The organism is Cedecea sp. B1(4), assembly GCF_059414925.1.
This window is the reverse complement of sequence record NZ_JCAHMZ010000006.1, coordinates 209876-230262: the sequence shown is the minus strand read 5'-3', so window position 1 is coordinate 230262 and position 20387 is coordinate 209876. Positions and strand designations below refer to the sequence as shown.

Annotated in this window: 19 protein-coding genes and 1 tRNA gene; 14 read left to right on the top strand and 6 right to left on the bottom strand. The window is 50.6% G+C overall.

The features are described from left to right. Nucleotides 1-72: 72 nt before the first annotated feature. Nucleotides 73-339 (top strand): FAD assembly factor SdhE, encoded by a 267-nt coding sequence (gene sdhE, locus ACR6JA_RS13715; protein WP_008461626.1) that lies wholly within the window; start codon nucleotides 73-75, stop codon nucleotides 337-339. Further along, the gene (locus tag ACR6JA_RS13710; RefSeq protein WP_166878208.1) at nucleotides 320-742 is read left to right on the top strand and encodes a protein YgfX; all 423 of its coding nucleotides are present in this window, start codon (nucleotides 320-322) and stop codon (nucleotides 740-742) included. Before sdhE ends, ACR6JA_RS13710 begins: the two co-directional genes overlap by 20 nt. On the opposite strand, the gene fldB is transcribed toward ACR6JA_RS13710, so the two are convergent. Then, nucleotides 739-1260 (bottom strand): flavodoxin FldB, encoded by a 522-nt coding sequence (gene fldB / locus ACR6JA_RS13705; protein WP_008461628.1) that lies wholly within the window; start codon nucleotides 1258-1260, stop codon nucleotides 739-741. The genes ACR6JA_RS13710 and fldB overlap by 4 nt on opposite strands. 102 nt (nucleotides 1261-1362) lie before the next feature. On the opposite strand from fldB, the gene xerD reads away from it, so the two are divergent. The 8 genes from xerD to ACR6JA_RS13665 all read left to right on the top strand — a co-directional run bounded on the left by xerD (nucleotide 1363) and on the right by ACR6JA_RS13665 (nucleotide 10530). Beyond that, nucleotides 1363-2259, top strand: a complete 897-nt coding sequence (gene xerD / locus ACR6JA_RS13700; RefSeq protein ID WP_494493696.1) for a site-specific tyrosine recombinase XerD — start codon at nucleotides 1363-1365, stop codon at nucleotides 2257-2259. A gap of 26 nt (nucleotides 2260-2285) precedes the next feature. After that, complete coding sequence (dsbC, locus tag ACR6JA_RS13695) at nucleotides 2286-3002, top strand: bifunctional protein-disulfide isomerase/oxidoreductase DsbC (protein ID WP_213715335.1); 717 nt, start codon at nucleotides 2286-2288, stop codon at nucleotides 3000-3002. 6 nt (nucleotides 3003-3008) lie between these two features. Next, entirely contained in the window at nucleotides 3009-4742 is a 1734-nt protein-coding gene (recJ, locus tag ACR6JA_RS13690; RefSeq protein WP_213715334.1) for a single-stranded-DNA-specific exonuclease RecJ, read from the top strand. 139 nt (nucleotides 4743-4881) lie between these two features. Continuing rightward, nucleotides 4882-5980 (top strand): peptide chain release factor 2 gene (gene prfB / locus ACR6JA_RS13685; RefSeq protein ID WP_156107000.1). Its coding sequence is split into 2 segments (ribosomal slippage): nucleotides 4882-4956 and nucleotides 4958-5980, totalling 1098 coding nucleotides; the frame shifts between segments, so codons are not numbered across the junction. 9 nt (nucleotides 5981-5989) lie between these two features. After that, a complete protein-coding gene (lysS, locus tag ACR6JA_RS13680; protein WP_494493695.1) occupies nucleotides 5990-7507 on the top strand; it encodes a lysine--tRNA ligase in 1518 nt (505 codons plus the stop codon). 66 nt (nucleotides 7508-7573) lie between these two features. After that, nucleotides 7574-8326 carry an amidase activator ActS gene (actS, locus tag ACR6JA_RS13675; protein ID WP_494493694.1) on the top strand — a complete coding sequence of 251 codons (753 nt, stop codon included), beginning with the start codon at nucleotides 7574-7576 and terminating at the stop codon, nucleotides 8324-8326. Nucleotides 8327-8414: 88 nt separating this feature from the next. Next, a tRNA-Gly gene (locus ACR6JA_RS13670) sits at nucleotides 8415-8488 on the top strand. An 89-nt stretch (nucleotides 8489-8577) separates the two neighbouring features. Next, nucleotides 8578-10530 (top strand): DUF6538 domain-containing protein, encoded by a 1953-nt coding sequence (locus ACR6JA_RS13665; protein WP_494493693.1) that lies wholly within the window; start codon nucleotides 8578-8580, stop codon nucleotides 10528-10530. A gap of 1381 nt (nucleotides 10531-11911) precedes the next feature. Here ACR6JA_RS13665 and ACR6JA_RS13660 read toward each other — a convergent pair. Continuing rightward, entirely contained in the window at nucleotides 11912-12994 is a 1083-nt protein-coding gene (locus ACR6JA_RS13660) for a YcjF family protein (protein WP_196555926.1), read from the bottom strand. A gap of 192 nt (nucleotides 12995-13186) precedes the next feature. Here ACR6JA_RS13660 and ACR6JA_RS13655 point away from each other — a divergent pair, with 192 nt between their 5' ends. Next, on the top strand, nucleotides 13187-13744 hold the full coding sequence (locus ACR6JA_RS13655) for a recombinase family protein (RefSeq protein WP_224253708.1): 558 nt from the start codon (nucleotides 13187-13189) through the stop codon (nucleotides 13742-13744). A gap of 157 nt (nucleotides 13745-13901) precedes the next feature. Here ACR6JA_RS13655 and ACR6JA_RS13650 read toward each other — a convergent pair whose 3' ends face one another. Continuing rightward, a complete protein-coding gene (locus ACR6JA_RS13650) occupies nucleotides 13902-14399 on the bottom strand; it encodes a hypothetical protein (protein WP_000147862.1) in 498 nt (165 codons plus the stop codon). A 239-nt stretch (nucleotides 14400-14638) separates the two neighbouring features. Here ACR6JA_RS13650 and ACR6JA_RS13645 point away from each other — a divergent pair, with 239 nt between their 5' ends. Genes ACR6JA_RS13645 through ACR6JA_RS13635 form a run of 3 tightly spaced genes read left to right on the top strand, consistent with a single transcriptional unit; the run spans nucleotide 14639 to nucleotide 16587 of the window. Continuing rightward, a complete protein-coding gene (locus ACR6JA_RS13645) occupies nucleotides 14639-15103 on the top strand; it encodes a helix-turn-helix domain-containing protein (RefSeq protein WP_001440809.1) in 465 nt (154 codons plus the stop codon). Between the two features lie 51 nt (nucleotides 15104-15154). Continuing rightward, complete coding sequence (locus ACR6JA_RS13640) at nucleotides 15155-15385, top strand: DUF8370 family protein (protein ID WP_494493692.1); 231 nt, start codon at nucleotides 15155-15157, stop codon at nucleotides 15383-15385. After that, nucleotides 15373-16587: a DUF8370 family protein gene (locus ACR6JA_RS13635; protein WP_494493691.1), complete on the top strand. Its 1215-nt coding sequence runs from the start codon at nucleotides 15373-15375 to the stop codon at nucleotides 16585-16587. The genes ACR6JA_RS13640 and ACR6JA_RS13635 overlap by 13 nt, the downstream gene beginning before the upstream one ends. 667 nt (nucleotides 16588-17254) lie before the next feature. Here the strand turns inward: ACR6JA_RS13635 and ACR6JA_RS13630 are convergent. The 3 genes from ACR6JA_RS13630 to olsF form a co-directional block, all read right to left on the bottom strand. Continuing rightward, nucleotides 17255-17674 carry a GNAT family N-acetyltransferase gene (locus ACR6JA_RS13630; protein ID WP_213715332.1) on the bottom strand — a complete coding sequence of 140 codons (420 nt, stop codon included), beginning with the start codon at nucleotides 17672-17674 and terminating at the stop codon, nucleotides 17255-17257. A gap of 60 nt (nucleotides 17675-17734) precedes the next feature. Beyond that, nucleotides 17735-18376, bottom strand: a complete 642-nt coding sequence (locus ACR6JA_RS13625; RefSeq protein ID WP_494493690.1) for an epoxyqueuosine reductase QueH — start codon at nucleotides 18374-18376, stop codon at nucleotides 17735-17737. Between the two features lie 115 nt (nucleotides 18377-18491). Further along, nucleotides 18492-20207, bottom strand: coding sequence for a bifunctional ornithine lipid synthase OlsF (olsF, locus tag ACR6JA_RS13620; protein WP_213715330.1), 1716 nt, complete (start codon nucleotides 20205-20207; stop codon nucleotides 18492-18494). Between the last annotated feature and the right edge of the window lie 180 nt (nucleotides 20208-20387).

Below are 20387 nucleotides of genomic sequence, written 5' to 3'. Positions count from 1 at the left end.
AGGTAATCCCGTTGACGAAAACACGTTACACTAACTCCGTACCCAACTTGATGGCTAAGCAGGAAAGTGCACATGGATATCAATAATAAAGCCCGAATTCACTGGGCATGCCGCCGTGGAATGCGCGAGCTCGATATTTCGATTATGCCGTTCTTCGAACATGAATACGAAACGCTCAGCGACAGCGACAAACAGCTGTTTGTTCGACTGCTGGAGTCTGACGATCCAGACCTGTTTAACTGGTTGATGAATCACGGTAAACCAGCAGATGCCGAGCTTCAGCGTATGGTTGCCCTTATTCAGACACGGAATAAAGAACGTGGTCCTGTGGCAATCTGATCTCCGGGTTTCCTGGCGCGCGCAATGGATGTCGTTGCTTCTCCACGGCTTGGTGGCGCTATTCGTGCTGCTAATGCCGTGGCCGATGAGCTACACGCTGGTCTGGATGTTGCTGCTTTCCCTTGTAGTTTTCGACAGCGTGCGCAGTCAGCGCCGCATTCACGCTCGCCAGGGCGAAATTAAACTGCTGACGGATTTTCGTCTGCGTTGGCAGGGGCGTGACTGGGATATCGTGGGAAATCCATGGATGATTGACAGCGGGGCGATGCTAAGACTACGTCGTGCCGGAAAGCATCGTTGCCAGCATCTTTGGCTGGCTGCTGACAGCATGGACATCGGTGAATGGCGCGATCTACGCCGCCTGCTGATGCAACAACAGGCGAGCGGAAGCGGGCAGATTTAGGCAAAGCGTTCGGCCATTTCGCCAAGAATTTGCTCGCACCAGGTTTCAATGCGTTCGTCGCTCAGGTCGTACTGGTTGGTTTCATCCAACGCCAGGCCAACAAACAGCTGCCCGTCGGCAATGACCGGTTTTGGGCTGGTAAATTCATAACCTTCTGTTGGCCAGTAGCCGATGAACTGTGCCCCGCGCGGTGCCAGCTTGTCGTGCAGCATGCCTAACGCATCCAGAAACCATTCACCGTAGCCAAGCTGGTCGCCCATGCCGTAAAGCGCCACGAGTTTGCCTTCCAGGTTCAGGTCATCCAACTGCGGCCAGACGGTTTCCCAGTCTTCCTGCAGTTCGCCAAAATCCCAGGTCGGTATGCCAAGGATCAGAACGTCATACTGCTCCATCATGGCCGGGGCATCATCTTTCAGGTTGTGAAGCGTCACCAGTTCAGGACCAATAATGTCGCGAATTTTTTCGGCGGCCATTTCGGTGTAGCAGGTGCTGGAGCCGTAAAAAAGACCAATGTTCATAGCAATAACAACTCATTTTAATCGCGTGCAGATGGCCAAGTGTACCAGATCCCATTCGCCATCATGCATAATGGACACAATTCGCCAAATCAGGAGTGGAGCGTGGAGCAGGATAAGATCCGTATCGAACAGTTTCTGGATGCGCTGTGGCTGGAAAGAAATCTGGCCGAAAATACGCTCAGCTCTTATCGCCGCGATCTCACTATGGTGGCCGAGTGGCTGCAGCGTCAGCAACTCAGTTTTTTAACCGTTCAGGCTTCGGATCTCCAGTCGCTGCTTGCGGAGCGCGTCGAGGGCGGTTATAAAGCCACCAGTTCCGCGCGGTTGCTTAGCGCTATGCGGCGGTTATTTCAGTACCTGTATCGCGAAAAAATGCGGGAAGACGACCCCAGTGCGCTGCTTTCATCGCCCAAACTTCCCCAGCGTTTGCCGAAGGATTTAAGCGAGGCTCAGGTTGAACGGCTGTTGCAATCCCCGTGTGTCGATCAGCCTATTGAACTGCGCGATAAAGCCATGCTTGAAGTCTTGTACGCAACCGGGCTGCGCGTCTCGGAGTTGGTTGGGCTGACAATGAGCGATATCAGCCTGCGGCAGGGCGTGGTGCGAGTGATTGGTAAAGGCAACAAAGAGCGTCTCGTACCGCTGGGCGAAGAGGCGGTGTACTGGATTGAAGAGTACCTGAAGTATGGCCGCCCGGAGTTGTTAAACGGGCAGTCTCTGGATGTGCTTTTCCCCAGCAATCGCGCACAGCAAATGACGCGGCAAACCTTCTGGTACCGCATTAAGCACTATGCCGTGCTGGCCGGTATCGACAGTGAAAAACTGTCTCCGCATGTGCTACGCCACGCTTTTGCCACGCACCTGCTGAACCATGGCGCGGATCTTCGTGTCGTACAGATGCTGCTGGGCCATAGTGATTTGTCCACCACACAAATTTATACACATGTAGCGACGGCGCGTTTACGCCAGCTGCATCAACAGCACCACCCTCGAGCGTGAGTGCTACAAGAGATAAAGGAATCCTCATGAAAAAAGGTTTTTGGCTGCTTTCTCTGCTGGCCGCTTCCGTTTCCGGTATTGCTCACGCGGATGACGCCGCTATTAAACAATCTTTGGCGAAGCTGGGCGTGCAGGGCGCGGAGATTCAGGCTGCACCGGTTGCCGGGATGAAAACTGTGTTGACCGATAGCGGCGTACTTTATGTCACCGAAGACGGCAAACATGTGATTCAGGGGCCGCTGTATGACGTGAGCGGCGCTCAGCCGGTGAACGTGACCAACCAACTGCTGATCGGCAAGCTGAACGCGCTGGAAAAAGAGATGATTATCTACAAAGCGCCGAAGGAGCAGCATGTGATTACGGTGTTCACCGACATCACCTGCGGCTACTGCCACAAGCTTCACGAAGAGATGAGCGACTACAACGCGTTGGGGATCACCGTGCGTTATCTGGCATTCCCTCGTCAGGGGCTGCAAAGCCAGGCCGAGAGCGACATGAAGTCTATCTGGTGCGCGAAAGACCGTAACAAAGCGTTCGATACCGCAATGAAGGGCGGTGATGTGGCACCGGCAAGCTGTGATATTAACCTGGCTAACCACTACAACCTGGGTGTGCAGTTTGGCGTGCAGGGGACGCCAGCGATCGTGCTGAGCAACGGCAGCATGATCCCGGGTTATCAGGGGCCTAAAGAAATGAAACAAATGCTGGATGCCCACAAGCAGTTAATGAAAGCGGGTGGTTAATTTCGGGTGAAACAGCAAACGCAACTCCGCCGCCGGGTCGTTGACAGCTCGGTGGCGCTTCCGGCTACGCTGCCTCCTTTGTTACAGCGGCTGTATGCCAGCCGTGGCGTGCGTGGCGAACAAGAGCTGGAACGCGGCGTAAAAGGGATGCTGCCGTGGCAACAGCTCAGCGGAATCGATCGGGCCGTTGTCATGCTTTATAACGCCTTTCGCGAAGGCTTGCGCATCATCGTTGTCGGCGATTTTGATGCCGATGGGGCAACCAGTACCGCGCTAAGCGTTCTGGCCCTGCGCAGCATGGGGGCTGAGAATATTGGCTACCTGGTGCCTAATCGCTTTGAGGATGGTTACGGGCTTAGCCCGGAAGTGGTCGATCAGGCCCATGCCCGCGGTGCGCAGGTGATCGTGACCGTCGACAACGGCATCTCATCCCATGCGGGCGTTGAGCGCGCTCATGCACTGGGGATCCCGGTGTTGGTGACCGATCACCACCTGCCAGGGGAAACACTTCCCGCTGCCGAAGCTATCATTAACCCGAATCTCGCCGACTGCGCATTTCCATCTAAATCCCTGGCGGGTGTCGGCGTCGCGTTTTATCTGATGCTGGCGCTGCGCACGCATCTGCGTGATAACGGCTGGTTCGAACAGCGTGGGCTGGCCATTCCGAATCTCGCAGAACTGCTCGATTTAGTCGCGCTGGGCACCGTGGCGGACGTTGTGCCGCTGGATGCCAACAACCGCATTTTGACCTGGCAAGGGTTAAGCCGCATTCGCGCGGGGAAATGCCGTCCCGGTATTCGCGCGCTGCTTGAAGTGGCTAATCGTGAGCCGCAAAAGATCGCCGCCAGCGATCTGGGCTTTGCGCTGGGGCCGCGCCTGAACGCCGCAGGCCGACTCGATGATATGTCGGTTGGCGTGGCGCTGCTGCTTAGCGAAAACATTGGTGAAGCGCGTATGCTGGCTAACGAGCTGGATGCGTTGAACCAAACGCGGAAAGAAATTGAACAAGGCATGCAGGTCGAAGCGCTGACCCTTTGCGAACAGCTGGAGCGCAGTAGCGAAGCCCTGCCTTACGGGCTGGCGATGTATCACCCGGAATGGCACCAGGGCGTGGTCGGCATTCTGGCCTCGCGCATCAAGGAGCGTTTCCACCGACCGGTCATCGCGTTCGCGCCTGCGGGAGACGGCACGCTTAAAGGGTCCGGCCGTTCAGTTCAGGGGCTGCATATGCGTGATGCCTTAGAACGTCTGGATACGCTTTATCCGGGCATGATGCTGAAGTTCGGCGGTCATGCCATGGCCGCAGGCTTGTCGCTGGAAGAGGCTCGTTTTGAGGAGTTTCGCCAGCGTTTTGGCGACTTGGTTGGTGAATGGCTGGACCCGGCGTTGTTACAGGGGGAAATCTGGTCCGACGGCCCGCTGTCCGCACAGGAGATGACGCTTGAAGTGGCGGAGATGCTCAGAGACGCCGGGCCGTGGGGGCAAATGTTCCCGGAGCCGCTGTTTGACGGCAGGTTCCGTATTCTCCAGCAGCGTCTGGTGGGCGAGCGCCACCTGAAGGTGATGGTGGAGCCTGTCGGTGGCGGTCCGCTGCTGGACGGTATCGCCTTCAACGTGGATACCACCCGCTGGCCGGACAACGGCGTGCGCGAAGTTGAGCTGGCCTACAAGCTGGACGTGAACGAGTTTCGCGGCAACCGCAGCGTGCAGCTTTTAATCGATCATCTCTGGCCGATATAGCCCGCATTCTCAACGCTGCTGCAGCGTTAATTACTTGGCTATATGTCAGGGAGAATGCTACAAAATGCGGCGTAAATCCGGTAAACTTTCCGGTTTACGACCGCATTTCGTCTTCTGAAATCAACATAAGAAATTACGCATGTTTGAAATTAACCCGGTAAAAAGCCGCATCCAGGACCTCACAGAGCGCAGCGACGTTCTTAGGGGGTATCTTTGACTACGATGCCAAGAAAGAACGCCTCGAAGAAGTAAACGCCGAGCTGGAACAGCCCGATGTCTGGAACGAACCTGAACGCGCACAGGCGTTGGGAAAAGAACGTTCCTCGCTGGAAGCCATTGTCGACACGTTAGATCAGATGTCTCAGGGCCTGGAAGACGTTTCCGGTCTGTTGGAGCTGGCGGTAGAAGCCGACGACGAAGAGACCTTTAACGAGGCCGTTGCCGAGCTGGATGTGCTGGATGCCAAACTGGCGCAGCTTGAATTCCGCCGCATGTTCTCTGGCGAGTACGACAGCGCCGACTGCTACATCGATATTCAGGCTGGCTCAGGCGGTACGGAAGCGCAGGACTGGGCGAGCATGCTGGAGCGTATGTACTTGCGCTGGGCAGAAGCTCGTGGTTTCAAAACCGAAATTATTGAAGAGTCCGAAGGCGACGTGGCGGGCATCAAGTCCGTGACCATTCGCATTCAGGGCGACTATGCCTTTGGCTGGCTGCGTACCGAAACCGGCGTTCACCGTCTGGTGCGTAAGAGTCCGTTTGACTCCGGTGGCCGCCGCCATACCTCGTTCAGCTCTGCGTTTGTTTACCCGGAAGTGGATGACAACATTGATATCGACATCAACCCGGCGGACCTGCGCATTGACGTTTATCGCGCATCCGGTGCGGGTGGTCAGCACGTTAACCGTACGGAATCTGCGGTACGTATTACCCACATTCCAACCGGCACCGTGACCCAATGCCAGAATGACCGTTCTCAGCACAAGAACAAAGACCAGGCGATGAAGCAGATGAAGGCGAAGCTGTACGAGCTGGAAATGCAGAAAAAGAATGCTGAGAAGCAGGCGCTGGAAGACAACAAATCGGATATCGGCTGGGGCAGCCAGATTCGTTCTTACGTCCTCGACGACTCCCGCATTAAAGATCTGCGCACCGGGGTTGAAACCCGCAACACGCAGGCTGTGCTGGACGGCGATCTGGACAAATTTATCGAAGCAAGTTTGAAAGCAGGGTTATGAGGAACCAACATGTCTGAACAACAAGCACAGGGCGTTGACGCAGCAGCCGATCTTAACAATGAACTGAAAGCGCGCCGTGAGAAGCTGGTAGCTCTGCGTGAGCAGGGTATCCCATTCCCGAACGATTTCCGCCGCGATCACACCTCAGACCAACTGCACGCTGATTTCGATGCGAAAGAGAACGAAGAGCTGGAAGACCTCGGCGTTGAGGTAAGCGTGGCTGGTCGTATGATGACCCGCCGTATCATGGGTAAAGCGTCCTTCGTGACCTTACAAGACGTTGGCGGCCGTATTCAGCTGTATGTCTCCCGTGACGACCTGGCGGAAGGCATCTACAACGAGCAGTTCAAAAAGTGGGACCTGGGCGATATCCTGGGCGCGCGCGGTAAGCTGTTTAAAACCAAAACCGGCGAGCTGTCCATTCACTGTACCGAACTGCGTCTTCTGACCAAAGCGCTGCGCCCGCTGCCCGATAAATTCCACGGCCTGGCCGATCAGGAAACCCGCTATCGCCAGCGTTACCTGGACCTGATCGCTAACGATGAGTCCCGCAACACCTTTAAAGTACGCTCTAAAATCATGGCCGGCATCCGCCAGTTCATGGTGGGCCGCGACTTTATGGAAGTTGAAACCCCAATGATGCAGGTGATCCCTGGCGGCGCATCCGCTCGTCCGTTCATCACGCACCATAATGCGTTGGACATCGACATGTACCTGCGTATCGCGCCAGAGCTGTACCTGAAGCGTCTGGTGGTGGGTGGGTTCGACCGCGTCTTCGAAATCAACCGTAACTTCCGTAACGAAGGCATCTCCCCGCGCCATAACCCAGAGTTCACCATGATGGAACTCTATATGGCTTACGCGGACTACAAAGATCTGATTGAGTTGACCGAATCCCTGTTCCGTACTCTGGCTCAGGACGTGCTGGGCACCACCGAAGTGCAGTATGGCGAAGAAACCTTCGACTTCGGCAAACCGTTTGAAAAGCTCACCATGCGTGAAGCTATTAAAAAGCACCGTCCAGAAACCAACCTGGCCGATCTCGACGACATGGACAAAGCGGTAGCCGTCGCGCAGTCCATCGGCATCAAGATCGAGAAAAGCTGGGGTCTGGGCCGCGTAGTGACCGAAATCTTCGAAGAGGTTGCGGAAAGCCACCTGATTCAGCCGACCTTCATCACCGAATACCCGGCAGAAGTCTCTCCCCTGGCGCGCCGTAACGACGAAAACCCGGAAATCACTGACCGCTTTGAGTTCTTCATCGGTGGACGTGAAATCGGCAACGGCTTCTCCGAGCTGAATGACGCGGAAGACCAGGCACAGCGTTTCCAGGACCAGGTTGATGCGAAAGCGGCAGGCGACGACGAAGCGATGTTCTTCGACGAAGACTATGTCACCGCGCTGGAGCACGGTCTGCCGCCAACGGCGGGTCTGGGTATCGGTATCGACCGCATGGTTATGCTGTTCACCAACAGCCACACCATCCGCGACGTTATCCTGTTCCCGGCTCTGCGTCCGACTAAGTAACGCCCTCATTCCCCTCCGTAAGGAGGGGGATTTTCCTCAAGTTCATCAACGTTTCCGGGGCCTGGTTTGCGCAAGGAAAGCATTTTAAAACGCTGGCACATCACCGCTTTCATTATCATGACGAGCCTGATGCTGACGGCCTGCTCCTCCTCAAAACCAGCCAAAAGTACCCGAAACGAAGGCACGTTTAGCGGCGCAGTTTACACCGTTAAGCGCGGCGATACGCTCTCAAAAATTTCCAGAATGACCGGCAGCAGCGTGGGTGACCTCGCCCGACTGAACGGGATCCCTGCGCCTTATACTATCCAGGTGGGCCAGCGTATTCGGATCAAAGGCTCAGGCTCTGCAAGCCGGCCGAAAAACACCGCCACGGCCAAAAACACCACTGCGCCAGCTCGTTCGCAAAACACGACCATAGCAAAGGTGGCACCGCCGCCGGTGGGAGCACGCTGCTGGCTGTGGCCGACGAAGGGCAACATTGTTGAACCATTCTCCAGCAGCGACGGCGGCAATAAAGGCATTGATATCTCAGGCTCTCGCGGGCAGCCTATTTATGCTTCCGGCGCGGGAACGGTGGTTTATGTCGGTAACCAGCTGCGCGGCTACGGCAATCTGGTGATGATCAAACACAGCGAAGAGTACATCACCGCCTATGCCCACACCGACACGATGCTGGTTAATACTGGGGAGAAAGTGAAGGCCGGGCAGAAAATTGCCACGATGGGCAGCACTGGGGCGGATTCGGTGCGTTTGCACTTTCAGATTCGCTACCGGGCCACAGCAATTGACCCTCAGCGTTACCTAAAACCGTCGTGTTAATTTAAAAAGTGCTTGAAAAACCATCACCTGGACACAAAGGCACTTGCCAGCGAGTGCTGAAAGTCTATAATGCGTAACGCACCTCAAAGCGGGCGTAGTTCAATGGTAGAACGAGAGCTTCCCAAGCTCTATACGAGGGTTCGATTCCCTTCGCCCGCTCCAGAATTCCCCTAACGTATTCATTCCTGAGCCTTTTTCTGATTCATACGTGACGGCGCTCGTGATCCTACTACAAAGGGTTCATACAGCCGATGGCACAGCGTGATAATCTCTATCGACGTCCAAGCGGTATCTATGTTCTGCGGATCACCGTTCCGGTTCGTTATCGTGCCCTGATAGGGCAGCGTGAAATTCATGCATCTACCCGCACAACCCACCTTGCAAATGCCAGAGCTATTGCCGCGCGTTTGCTGGAGAAGTGGTATGCGTCTCTGGAAGAGTTCAGGCAAGTGGATAAAGAGAAAATCGGGGGTAATGCCCCATTGTTGACTGGCGCTGGCAAAATCGGCCTGGCGTTGTTTTGCGATTCGTTTGGTGTTGGGCTTGAGACTGTCGTCCAACATCTTCTGGCAGACAATGTGCCACTTTATGCCCTTGTGTCGAATCAGCGTGGCTTCCTGATTGATGATTTCAGCACGCTTGACCGTGATCCTGACACGCATGGATTCGTTTTAAACAACGTTGCGCATGACGGTGCCGAGGCTGCGGTAAACGGTTATATGCAGCTTTACCAACCGCAGTTTGCGCTTGTTGAATTGCTGAACGGACGAAAGGTTGAGGCCACTGCATTCAGAGCTAACAATGGCAATCCGCTTTCTCTCTGGCTGTTGGATTTACCCGGGGTGACGCTGAACGCAAGTTCTTTGTTCATCAACAACGTGCAGGCTGAAAAACTACGTAGCGCCTGGGATAAGGCGCTTACGAAATCAGAGCCAAAATTAAGTGCTCTGCCATGTGCTCCGGCAGTTGTAACACCAGCGATTCCTGTGGCCGCTACCATCAACCCGTATTGCAACCCGACATATGCGAGCATGACTGTTTCAGCATTGCTGGAAGCGTTTTTGGTCTATAAAAATACGGGTGATATCAAGTTGGCCAGTGAGGGGAAAATTCGTTCCAGAATTGAACACTTCACAGAGGTCATGGGCGATTTAACTCTAGGTGAACTGAATCGTGACGTAGTGAAAGATTACGTCACCAAAATGCAGAATATGCCCGGTAATCTGTATTTGATGCGGCGAAAATACAAGATTTCAGATACGCAAAAGCTTATTGAAATAGCGCTCGCTGATGGCCAGCCAGTTATGAGCCGAGATGCCATTGGCAGGCATATTGAGTCACTGGGTTCTATGCTCAAATGGGCGAAGAGTGAACGTTATCTTTTTGATAACCCTGCTGAGAATGTTCTGGCTCAGCGCCGTGTGATGGTGCGTGAGCAGGATCGCCGCGACCTCTTCACCGATGATGAACTAGTGCAAATTTTCTCGGCTGACTGGTTTAAGAAAGGCGCGGGAACGCCCAATCAATACGGACGTTATACAAGCTTCCGCCCGTTTCACTACTGGTTGCCTCTGCTGGCATTATATGTGGGCGGGCGCATCAATGAGCTTTGCCAGCTTTATCTAGCGGATATTCGCGAAGATAAAAACGGTATTGCATATATTGATTTTAACCTTGATGCGCCGGATAAGGTGATGGATGAAGAGGCACAGGCTGGCGGCGATAAATCATTAAAGACGGTGAATGCGATCCGTCAGGTTCCAATTCATCCGCGACTTATCGAACTAGGGTTGCTGGAGTATGTAGATGCACTGAAAGCTGCCGGGTATGATCGTCTTTTCCCTGAGTTGAAGCACAACAAAATCAAAGGATATCGTGCCGGCGCCTCAAAATGGTTTAACGAAAACTACTTTGGCAAAGTCCTCGGGTTCCCCCGTGACGGTAAGAAAACGTTCCATTCACTGCGGCATACTTTCATCAATGCTCTGGATGAGTTTGAGAACAATGAACGCACGATTGCGCAGCTTGTTGGACATGTTCGTGGCAGCACCACCGCGATGACAACCTATCGCAAGGATGCTGATGTGGGAGAGCAATTAGGTGTGATTTCGCAGCTTCGCTACAACTTGCCAGATATTGCGCCGTTTGATTCGCAAGGGGGTATCAAGGCGGTCATCAATGCGCGACGCAGACATAAATCATAGTATGTGCCAAACGCGCCAGGCCGCTCTCTGGCGCGTTTTATATTAAGGGTAATGGAAATCGTGGTGAGGAGTCTGCGGCGCTTTCGTAGCTCGACTGGCGCAGCTAGATGAATCAGATCTAACCTTCAACAAGCAGCTTCTTTCGCAATATTTAAACAACTAGCGGAGTATGGATGTTAATGGCGACCTACAAGCAAATTGCCGATGATGTTAAATCCCGAACGGGGAGAACAGTTAAAACATGTTGGATAGCGCATGTTAAGTCATTACATGGGTTAACCCGCCGCGTATCTCCAAACCGCATTAGCACCGAAAGCCGTGTTTATCCTTGCCCTGATAAATGGGTTGCGGAGATCGAGCAATCAATGAGAAATCTGGGCGAGCTTTAGCATTACTGCGCAGCTTAACTTTTGAGTCTGTTTGGCTCTATAAGGACTGTCTCGCCGCCACGGAATTTTTCGGACGCAATGCCTGAAAGGGGGGCTTCCAAACCTAGGACTTCCACTTTCCAGCACCCAACTTATCCGGCTGCATTGACACCGCGAACACGTTGAAGGTTAGCAGCTTCTGGTTCGTGTTTGGTTGTTACGCAGGTGAGGCAAAAACGGCAGGTTTACTTTTGACGGGAACACTTTAGGACAGAAAACAGCAGAGAAGTGTAATTGTTAGAAATGTTAAAACATAAATTGTTCTTTATGATGTTAACCCTTCCTCGGGGGGGAAGCCGGACATATCAACCCTAAGGCCATCTGAGAAGATAGCCTGTAGGTTTGCTCGGTTCCCCTTGCCAGATGAAGATCAAGTCTTCCTCGTGGTGTGACGACCTTTCTTGAAAGATGCATTATGCGCAAAAGAAGCTACTCAAGAATCCGCCGATAGCTACTTTTACCCTCTGCCTGGCTGCATCAAACGCTTGCGCGCCCTACCTACCACAATCAACGTTACGCAGAGTTCCCATCCTGACGTTTTCCGCAAAAGAGCGGTGATGCCCCACCTACCCGGACCGGTTTACCGCATGAAGTAGGTGTCATTTACAGACTAGCACACTACGTTCATCAATAAAATGTCTATATATCAATAAACTGCGTTCATATTCTGAACGCAGTTTTTACAGAAGCTTTAAGATATGGGAAAAATTCGGTTTCTACGCTGTTTTGAGCCAAATAGCATATGAGTGTTAATGGGGGGATTTGGTTTTATCCCTACAGGCATTTATTTAAAACATTGCAGGTTGAAATTCATAAAATAAGATTGAAGTTATATGCTAACAAGTGAAGCATGGCTAAAAGCAATCTTTGTTATTTTTATCAAAGTATATTAATAGGCCTGCCGCTATATTATGATTAAGGGCGTGCGCAACTTGTATAGGCACGCCTTTAAATCATTTCGCCAGTTCTTTTTTGAATTCAACAGCGATCAATTCACCAGTGAGTTTTCTGTTGGGATCATCCTTTAATAAACGGTAAAGTGTAGCAATATAAGCCTCACCAAATGTTGTTGTGACGGTTGCTGCAACACTTGCTGATATAGCTGCACCTACCGCTGAACCAGCTCCCGGAATTAATTTAAGCAGGGCTCCTGCGAGTGCTCGGCCTCCCAGTGTTCCTGCAATTGCGGTTAGTGCGCCACTTACGATTGAACCAAGGAAAGCTTTATTGGTCTCAAGGCCAAATGCGAGGCTAATGCCCGCCAGCATTGTAATCTGAATCGGAACTATAGCGATAGCATCTGAAAAGGGAATTGGGATTGCAGCGGTTCCCATTGCGGAAGTGGCAGCGGCAGCAACAATTTTATGCGACTGATTAACTTGATGTTCTATTTTTATTTGTTGAGCAGCAGAGAATGCCTTTTTTTGCCCCTCGGGCAAAACCTCCATTGTAACATCGATAAGATCGTCAAGACCTGTGGCAGGAAGAGTAAGTCCGCTATCGAATATTTGTTCAATCGAGTTTACTCTCACTACATTCCGAGCGCACTCAAAATGATTTTCAACTTCGCTTTTAAACCCTTGATCAGATAGCGCATTAGTAATTACGATTATAACTGGCATTTTTTCTGACAGGGACTTAGCTAGTTTTATTTCAGCATCTTCAATTCGACGAGAGCTTTCTGACAAGCAAACCCAGGCGGCATGAATATGCGATTGCGGGTCAGTCGATGAGTTAGTGGTTGATATGAATCTAAGTAACTCATCAAGAATTTTATCATAATCAGCTAATTCGAGTCCTTTCGTATCATATATTGATATCGGAATACCCTCTTTAGTTATTTTCTTTGTGCCTTGCGTTACTGGCTTACCTTGACCTGTTGCTGCCATCCTTCCTCTAAAGACTGCATTAATCAATGTGCTCTTACCAACACCAGTTTTTCCAGCGATTAAAATATTAGCAACTCCTTGCTTTTTTAAAGCCTGATCATATGCGTCAGAAATCGCCTTGTTCACATCAAAAGTGTTAGCGGTCATTAAATCTTCCTTTTGTTTTTCCTCGAATGAGGACCAGTGGTAATTTAAAACGAAGAGTGGCAAAAATCGACCGTTTTCCGGCATCTCTTTTGAGGTGACTTCCAGACTGTGGGGAAATTAGCCTTGGCAATTGTTGGCAGGCGTCCTATTGTTGACACCGTTTTCTGGCAGGGGCCGGATGAGGAGATGACTATGGCGATTTTTGGCTACGGGCGTGTTTCGACATCGCAGCAGGATACTGAGAACCAGCGTTTGGAACTTGAGCAAGCTGGATGGACTTTCGACTTTTGGTTTACTGATGTTGCTAGCGGGAAGGTTCCTGCGGTGCAACGCAAAGCGTTTTCTGAAATGCTCAGCAAAATCCGCGATGGTGAAACGTTGGTAGTTGCAAAACTAGACCGTCTGGGGCGTGATGCGATTGATGTTCTGCAAACTGTCAGAAAGTTGGCTGACCGAAATATCAAGGTTATTGTCCACCAGCTTGGCACGACTGATCTCACCTCCGCTGCGGGTAAGCTTCTGCTGTCAATGCTGGCAGCGGTTGCAGAGATGGAGCGTGACTTGCTCATTGAGCGCACTCAGGCGGGGCTGTCACGAGCAAAAGCCGAAGGCAAGAAATTGGGCAGACCTTCTAAAATCGCACCAGAAGCCCGTATGGCGATTATAGAGAAAAAGAATAGCGGAACCAGTGTCAGTGCGTTAGCGCGTGAATACGGTGTTTCCAGAGCGACTATAGCCGCGCTGCTTTAAACGCTTCTAAACTTTCATTGCAAACCTCGAGTTTTGGGTTGGTTAGCGTGAGAGATTCAAAGCGAAAGAAAGGTTGTGGCACCGTTTCCGGTTAGAGTAGCAAAGAAGATCTATGAGGTGGATGCTCCCACTTATGAATTCGGGGGGCTTGTGGTAGTTACTCAAATGAAGCCGCGATGACTTCCCCGGTGTTGGCGTTAAAAATACAAAAGTATTGCAGTGGTATCAGCATATTCATGCTGTTAATGGCCTTGGCCTGATGTCCAAATGCTTGAATCGTTTTCTTTTGCTCGTCGTGCCACAAGTAAGTTCCGAAAACTGGCTGAGCTTCACTTTCCTGCCACACATGGCGAAACGTCGCTTTCTTGTCCATTACCTGTTTGCACTCTTTGACGGGGTTGTGGTGCGCTTTTGCATAGCATTCCGGTGTATTACCTGAGCAAACAGCACCTTGCTTTTCTATTGTGCGTTCTGCACTCATAGCAGAAAACGCACACACTCCCAGCACCAAAGAGAGAGTTCCCAAAATGCCCCATGATATTGCACGTAGGCTGCTGATCTGCCGTTTTATTGAAACGTGAGCAACTATGCTGTAACTGGCCCAGCTAAGCACGGCTCCCGCTGCCATCGGTAATACAAAGTCTGATCCCGTCATGATTCCCTCATTTACCAAACAACATCACGTCTTGTAGTGAGTGCTGAAGACACATAACCAGTGATGACCATCATACGGTTATGATTTTATTTGTCACTATTGGTATTCATTTTGAATCTTTTAATTGTAGTGACACAGGCTTCTTGCGAGGGAGAGTGTGCTCACAAATAGGGCTTTTAGATTCAAAATGTCTCACATGGAGCGTGGCCTTACAGTGGTCAAAACTGCACATTCAATGCATGAAAAAGACCTTGAGAATACAGTTTGGCGAGCGGGTAAAAGAACTGCGTATTGCCACCGGAATGAGCCAGGAAGCGTTTGCCGATCGGTGTGGGTTTGCTCGTAGCTATATGAGTCGCATTGAGCGCGGTGGCTCTAATGCGTCTTTGGATGCGATTGAGGTGCTAGCTAATGCTCTGAGTGTTGAGCCGTGGCAACTGTTGGTGTCTGATTTATCTGAAGATAACGATCCTGATCTGTTGGTTCCATACGCGGCCGATGGTTCCTGTTTTCACCCTGGTTTGGCGAGCACCCGTGATGGTTCGTTTGGCGTAGGTGATAAAGCGGCTCAGAAGCGTTTTGCCTCATTTTCTGAAGCGCTTGAGTATCTCCGTAGCATGGAGACGGCAAAATGGCGTAGGCCCAATGCCAGTGGAAACTGGGGCATTGTTTCGGCGGTGCGCTGGGATCGTTTGAAAAAGTAACCGGAGTATTCATTCTTAAAATTTAATTATTATGGTGCAATGGAGGGTGAAATGCGTTTCTCTGAATATTTTAATCTGAATAGAACTCAGGCTTTATTAGACTTTGTTGACGTTCCTCTTGATACTGATCTTGCTGTCTTTTTAGATCCCGGTGCAATAAGAAGTTTAGATTCATTGTGGGGACATGAACTTACAGCGTATTTACAAAGTTTTTTCTCTGTCGTATTAAAAAAAATCAAAAATAAAGACGATGATGGCGCTAAAAATTATTGGCGTCATTGAATGAAAGAAATGAATTTCACTTAGGCTATTCTGCTGGTAAATCTCAAGGACATGGATTTGGTAGTGGTTCTGCTCATTCTGTTTGGAATGCTTTAACAAAAAGTAAGGCTATACAAACTGGATTACTTCGTGATCTAGAAGATACGGCTCTGCTTATTGAAGGAATCGGCACTGACATGATTTCTGATGCTGTTAGTAACATACTACGAGGGCCATTGATTAAATATACACAAGATATATGTGCTTATTATAACATTCCATTAACACCGAATGTGGCATCAGGACCAATGTGGGATATTAATAAGGAAACATGGATACAATCATTTGTTCCTTTGCCAATGACACCGAGTGGGAAAATAATACTTGTTCCTAAGGTATTGGTAAGATATAGATTATCTTTTCAATATGACCAATTCTATAGGCACTATCTGCTACCTGAAATGCAGGATGAACATATCAGTTCTAACTCATCACTCGTTAAAGTTCTTAAAGATGGAAGTAAACGAGTGACCAAAAAAAGTCTGATGGAAAAATATGGTAGTGACAAACTCTCTGTTATTGAGCAAACAATTCAACATCCTGACGTTTACGAAGACTATAAACAGCATAAAGCTAAGAATCCGTCATCACCGCTAACACATGGCGATTTTGATGAATTAGAAAATAATACATCTAAAACGGATGTTCTTCCATATTATTCTGAGTTAAAGAAAATAAAGACTGGGACAAAAAGTGCATCTGCATACGAAGATATAATTGAGAAGATATTTTCTATTATTTTTTACCCTTCGTTGTGTTATCCACAAAAGCAAGAAGAGCAACATAATGGACGAAAGCGAGTAGATTTAACTTATCTCAATGAGGCAAAGTATGGGTTTTTTAAATGGTTGTCTATGCATTACTTTTGTCCCAAAATTTATATTGAATGTAAAAATTACAGTAGCGATGTAGCTAACCCTGAACTAGATCAGTTATCAGGAAGATTTTCTCTTAATAGAGGTAATATTGGTATATTGGTTTGTCGGAAAATAGAAAACAAGAGTTTATTTAGACAGCGTTGTAAAGACACTGCTAATGATGGCCGTGGTTTTATTCTTGCACTTGATGATGAGGATGTTGAAGAGCTATGTAAAAGTTATAAGAATGATGATTGTCATCAATTCCAGTCACTATTAAAATTGTGGAATGAACTAATATCTTGAAAATTCCAATGAATAATACCCCCCTCTTTTATCTTTGAGTAAGGGGGGCATTAGAGTAGTAGTTAAGTATCATGTATAAGGATAGTAGTTCGACAGACGAATGTGAAAAATCAATGGTATCTGCTGATTAGATAAAATAAAAATACAGATAAATTATGGGGGTATTTAGTTTTTGATCCTGTCTTAACGCGTCCATACTACTATGTGATATATGGGCATTTTAACTTTCCTAACACCCTTCCAAAAATACCCAGATACAGGTGCGTTATAGTGGCATTTCGTATCGAAATATGATTTTTTTGTATTTAAATTCATATGGATATGAATATGGCTACTGCTTTCAGAAAATGAACGCACTTCAGTAGCCTTCTATTATAGTGCTATTCCTATCATGAGAATATCATGTTGGATGTTTATGACGGTCATAACTATGTAGGCCCGAGTCGCGAAGAAGAGAGGTTTCAAATAGTTCCGATGAAAATTTGTAGTTCCTCCTACAAAACCGTCCTACAATGCGTCAAGTTTTTGTTAATAAATCCATGGGATTACGAGATCTTTGGAGCGGGGGTGATTTCCCTTCGCCCGCTCCAATACTTCCCTGATATACCTATTCTCCCTGATTGCATAACGGCTGAACTTGCCCGGCAGTAGCTTGACGATCAATAACTCACAGAGCCTTTTTGCCCCACACCAGAGCCATCCCCTCGCTTTCCGGACGCACACTTTTGAAACCGAATTTTTCATACAGCTCAGGTACATCTGCGACGAGAGTTATATATGCGCCATCGGGAGACAGCTGCTCAAGCCATGCCATCAAATTTTCCATGACTGCACGCCCAAGGCCTTGCCCCTGATAGTCCGGATCGACTGCAACATCGACGATTTCAAAGTTCAACGCTCCATCGCCGACAATTCTGCCCATACCGACAACACGTCCGGAATGTTCAATATGAACGCCATAACAGCTTCTTGGGAGTCCATTTCTGGCTGCTTCTAAAGGCCGAGGCGTCAGACCGGAAATAATACGTAATCGACAGAAATCTTCTGCAGATGGAACTGCGTTAATGAGTACATACTTCGAGTCCATTTTTAACCTCAGCCTCAGGGAATATGATTTATCACTAACATTGAATTAAGTGACGCACAATCATGATTTACCCGGCTTGATTAACGCTTTCCCCTGCGATGTTCGATAAGCGTTGGCATCCCGCAAAGAATAAGCGCAGCCGCAATACTCCTGCTGATAAAACTGCTCGCGTTTGCAGATCTCTACCGTGCGCGCGGAGCCACCTTGCTTACGCCAGTTGTGGGTCCAGTAAAACATTCCCGGATGACGCGCCGCTGCTCGCTGGCCGCATTCGCAAACCTGCTGAAAATTCTTCCAGCGTGAAATTCCCAGCGAACTGCAAATCGCCTCGAAGCCGTGTTCAGCCGCGTACAGCGCGGTGCGCTCCAGGCGCATATCAAAACAGGCCGTACAGCGCGCGCCGCGCTCGGGTTCCCACTCCATACCTTTCATGCGTGCAAACCAGTTATCGGCATCATAATCCGCGTCGATGAAGGGCACACCGTGTTGCCCGGCAAACCGCTTATTCTCCTCCTTACGGATGAGATACTCCTTTTGCGGATGGATATTGGGATTGTAGAAAAAAATCGTAAAGTCGATATCCGAGGCAAGCAAAGCCTCGATGACTTCGGAAGAGCAGGGCGCGCAGCAGGTATGCAATAACAGCTTGTTTGCACCGTCCGGCAGGGCAAGCTTTGGGCGCTTAAATTCGGCGATCGTCATGGTCTGTCAGTAGAAAGAAGGGAAATAGCGGGGATTGTAACACTAAAACTGTGGGTAATGGACGTTACCCGTCAGCGGTGAGGCGGGAGGCTGTTTCTCCCGCCTGAACGGAAAGCTATTCCAGTCCCGACAAATGCATCCCGACGTACCGCTCATAGCGGCTCTTTTTCAGGAACGTTAAATCGACCAGCACGAGACCGTCGACGCAGTTGTTGAAGGCCGGGTCGCTGCCAAAATCAATAAACTGCACGCCGCCCGGCTCGCAGAGTTCCGAATATTGCTTATACAGCGTCGGGATGCCGCAGCCCATATTGCTGAGCAGAGATTTTAAACGAGTCAGATCTTCGCCGTAATCCTCTCCCTTGAACTGCGCCAGCACGTCTGGAAGCGTTGCCGGATAAGGGCTGCGGGACGAGGCCAGCGGATGGCTCGCTGGGAACCACAGCCGGTAAAAGGCGACAAGCAGATCGCGTGCGTCCGGCGGCAGGCCACCGGAAATAGATACCGGGCCGAACAGGTAGCGATATTGCGGGTAACGGGCGAGATAAGCGCCAATCCCCGACCATAAATAGTCCAGGCCACGGCGCCCCCAATAGCGAGGCTGAATAAAGCTGCGCCCCAGCTCGATGCCGTGCTGCAGCACATCGTCCATTTTCTCGTCATAGTGAAACAGGCTGTAGCTGTACAGACCGTTCACACCGCGTTTTTCAAGCTGACGCGCGGTAGGCATAAAGCGGTATGCGCCGACGATCTCCAGATCCTGCTCGTCCCAGAGGATCAAATGCAGATAATCGTCATCATACCTGTCGAGATCCCGGCGTTTGCCGCAGCCTTCACCCACGGCACGAAAAGCAATCTCACGCAGCCGTCCCAGCTCGCGCAGTAGCGGAGCCTCTTCTTTTGAGTCGCTGCGTTGCCAAAGATAAATCACTTTATCGTCTGCAGTGCGGCCAAGGCACTCCGCTTTTGCCAGCTCCCGACGCAGCGTGGCGCGGTCTTCCGCCCGGGCAATGGCGCTTTCCGTTGTAAACTTGCCTGTAAGCCCTTTACCCAGCAGCTGAACGTGCTGGCGGCACTTTTTGGCCAGTTCACGCGGAACCTGCTGCGGGCTATGCCAGCTTTCCCAGGGAATGCGCTGGCCCAGCGTAACCGGCAAATTGGAGTCCCGGCGGCGGAACATCTGCTGCATCAGCAGCAGCATCGGCAGCGCAGGGGAAACCATCGCGCTGGCATAAAACAGCGCGCTGTTGCGCGCGTGGATAAAGGCCGGCAGCAGCGGCACGCGGTACTTCGCGGCAAGCTTAATAAAGCCGGTGTGCCAGTGCCCGTCGGCAATGCCTTCGCGGGACAAACGGGACACTTCCCCCGCCGGGAAGAAGATCAGCACGCCGCCGTTTTGCAGCTGCTGTTCCATCTGCACAAGGGACGATTTAGGCGTGCGGCCATTGATATTGTCGACCGGAATAAACAGCGAACTCAGTGGCTCGAGGTGATTGAGCAGGCGGTTGGTCACTACCTTAACATCGCGGCGAACACGGGAAACGGCATACAGCAGCGCCAGCCCGTCAAGGGTGCCTGTGGGGTGGTTGGACATCATCACCACGGGGCCGTGTTCAGGGATATTTTCTAATTCGCGGGGAGAGATGTTGCAGCGGATGTGTAGGTGATCCAGGACTTGTTCGATCATATCCAGCCCGCGCAGGTGCGGATGATTTTCGGCAAAGGCCTGGAATTCTTCCTCGTGAAGCAGGCGTCTTAACAGGTTTTTTTGCCAGGGCGTAGGATTTGCCTGGGGCCAAAGGTCGTCAAGTACGTTATCGAGACTAAACATATTCGCTCCTCTTACCGTTCTGCGCCTGACGGTAGAAGATGAAGATGAACGCTGCGTGTCAGTGAGGTGACGTTTCAGGTATACGCGCCGGAGGCGTGCCGGTTTTTTATTCTGCGGCAATACGTCGGTGGGCGGTTAACGTGGTTTTTGGCTTAGGTAACAGGACAAACCCGGATGAAT

Excerpts from the sequence above, each read along its gene's own strand:
- sdhE (WP_008461626.1), top strand. The coding sequence starts at position 73 with ATGGATATCAATAATAAAGCCCGAATTCACTGGGCATGCCGCCGTGGA.
- fldB (WP_008461628.1), bottom strand. The coding sequence starts at position 1,260 with ATGAACATTGGTCTTTTTTACGGCTCCAGCACCTGCTACACCGAAATG.
- dsbC (WP_213715335.1), top strand. The coding sequence starts at position 2,286 with ATGAAAAAAGGTTTTTGGCTGCTTTCTCTGCTGGCCGCTTCCGTTTCC.
- lysS (WP_494493695.1), top strand. The coding sequence starts at position 5,990 with ATGTCTGAACAACAAGCACAGGGCGTTGACGCAGCAGCCGATCTTAAC.
- ACR6JA_RS13665 (WP_494493693.1), top strand. The coding sequence starts at position 8,578 with ATGGCACAGCGTGATAATCTCTATCGACGTCCAAGCGGTATCTATGTT.
- ACR6JA_RS13660 (WP_196555926.1), bottom strand. The coding sequence starts at position 12,994 with ATGACCGCTAACACTTTTGATGTGAACAAGGCGATTTCTGACGCATAT.
- ACR6JA_RS13655 (WP_224253708.1), top strand. The coding sequence starts at position 13,187 with ATGGCGATTTTTGGCTACGGGCGTGTTTCGACATCGCAGCAGGATACT.
- ACR6JA_RS13650 (WP_000147862.1), bottom strand. The coding sequence starts at position 14,399 with ATGACGGGATCAGACTTTGTATTACCGATGGCAGCGGGAGCCGTGCTT.
- ACR6JA_RS13645 (WP_001440809.1), top strand. The coding sequence starts at position 14,639 with ATGAAAAAGACCTTGAGAATACAGTTTGGCGAGCGGGTAAAAGAACTG.
- ACR6JA_RS13640 (WP_494493692.1), top strand. The coding sequence starts at position 15,155 with ATGCGTTTCTCTGAATATTTTAATCTGAATAGAACTCAGGCTTTATTA.
- ACR6JA_RS13630 (WP_213715332.1), bottom strand. The coding sequence starts at position 17,674 with ATGGACTCGAAGTATGTACTCATTAACGCAGTTCCATCTGCAGAAGAT.
- ACR6JA_RS13625 (WP_494493690.1), bottom strand. The coding sequence starts at position 18,376 with ATGACGATCGCCGAATTTAAGCGCCCAAAGCTTGCCCTGCCGGACGGT.
- olsF (WP_213715330.1), bottom strand. The coding sequence starts at position 20,207 with ATGTTTAGTCTCGATAACGTACTTGACGACCTTTGGCCCCAGGCAAAT.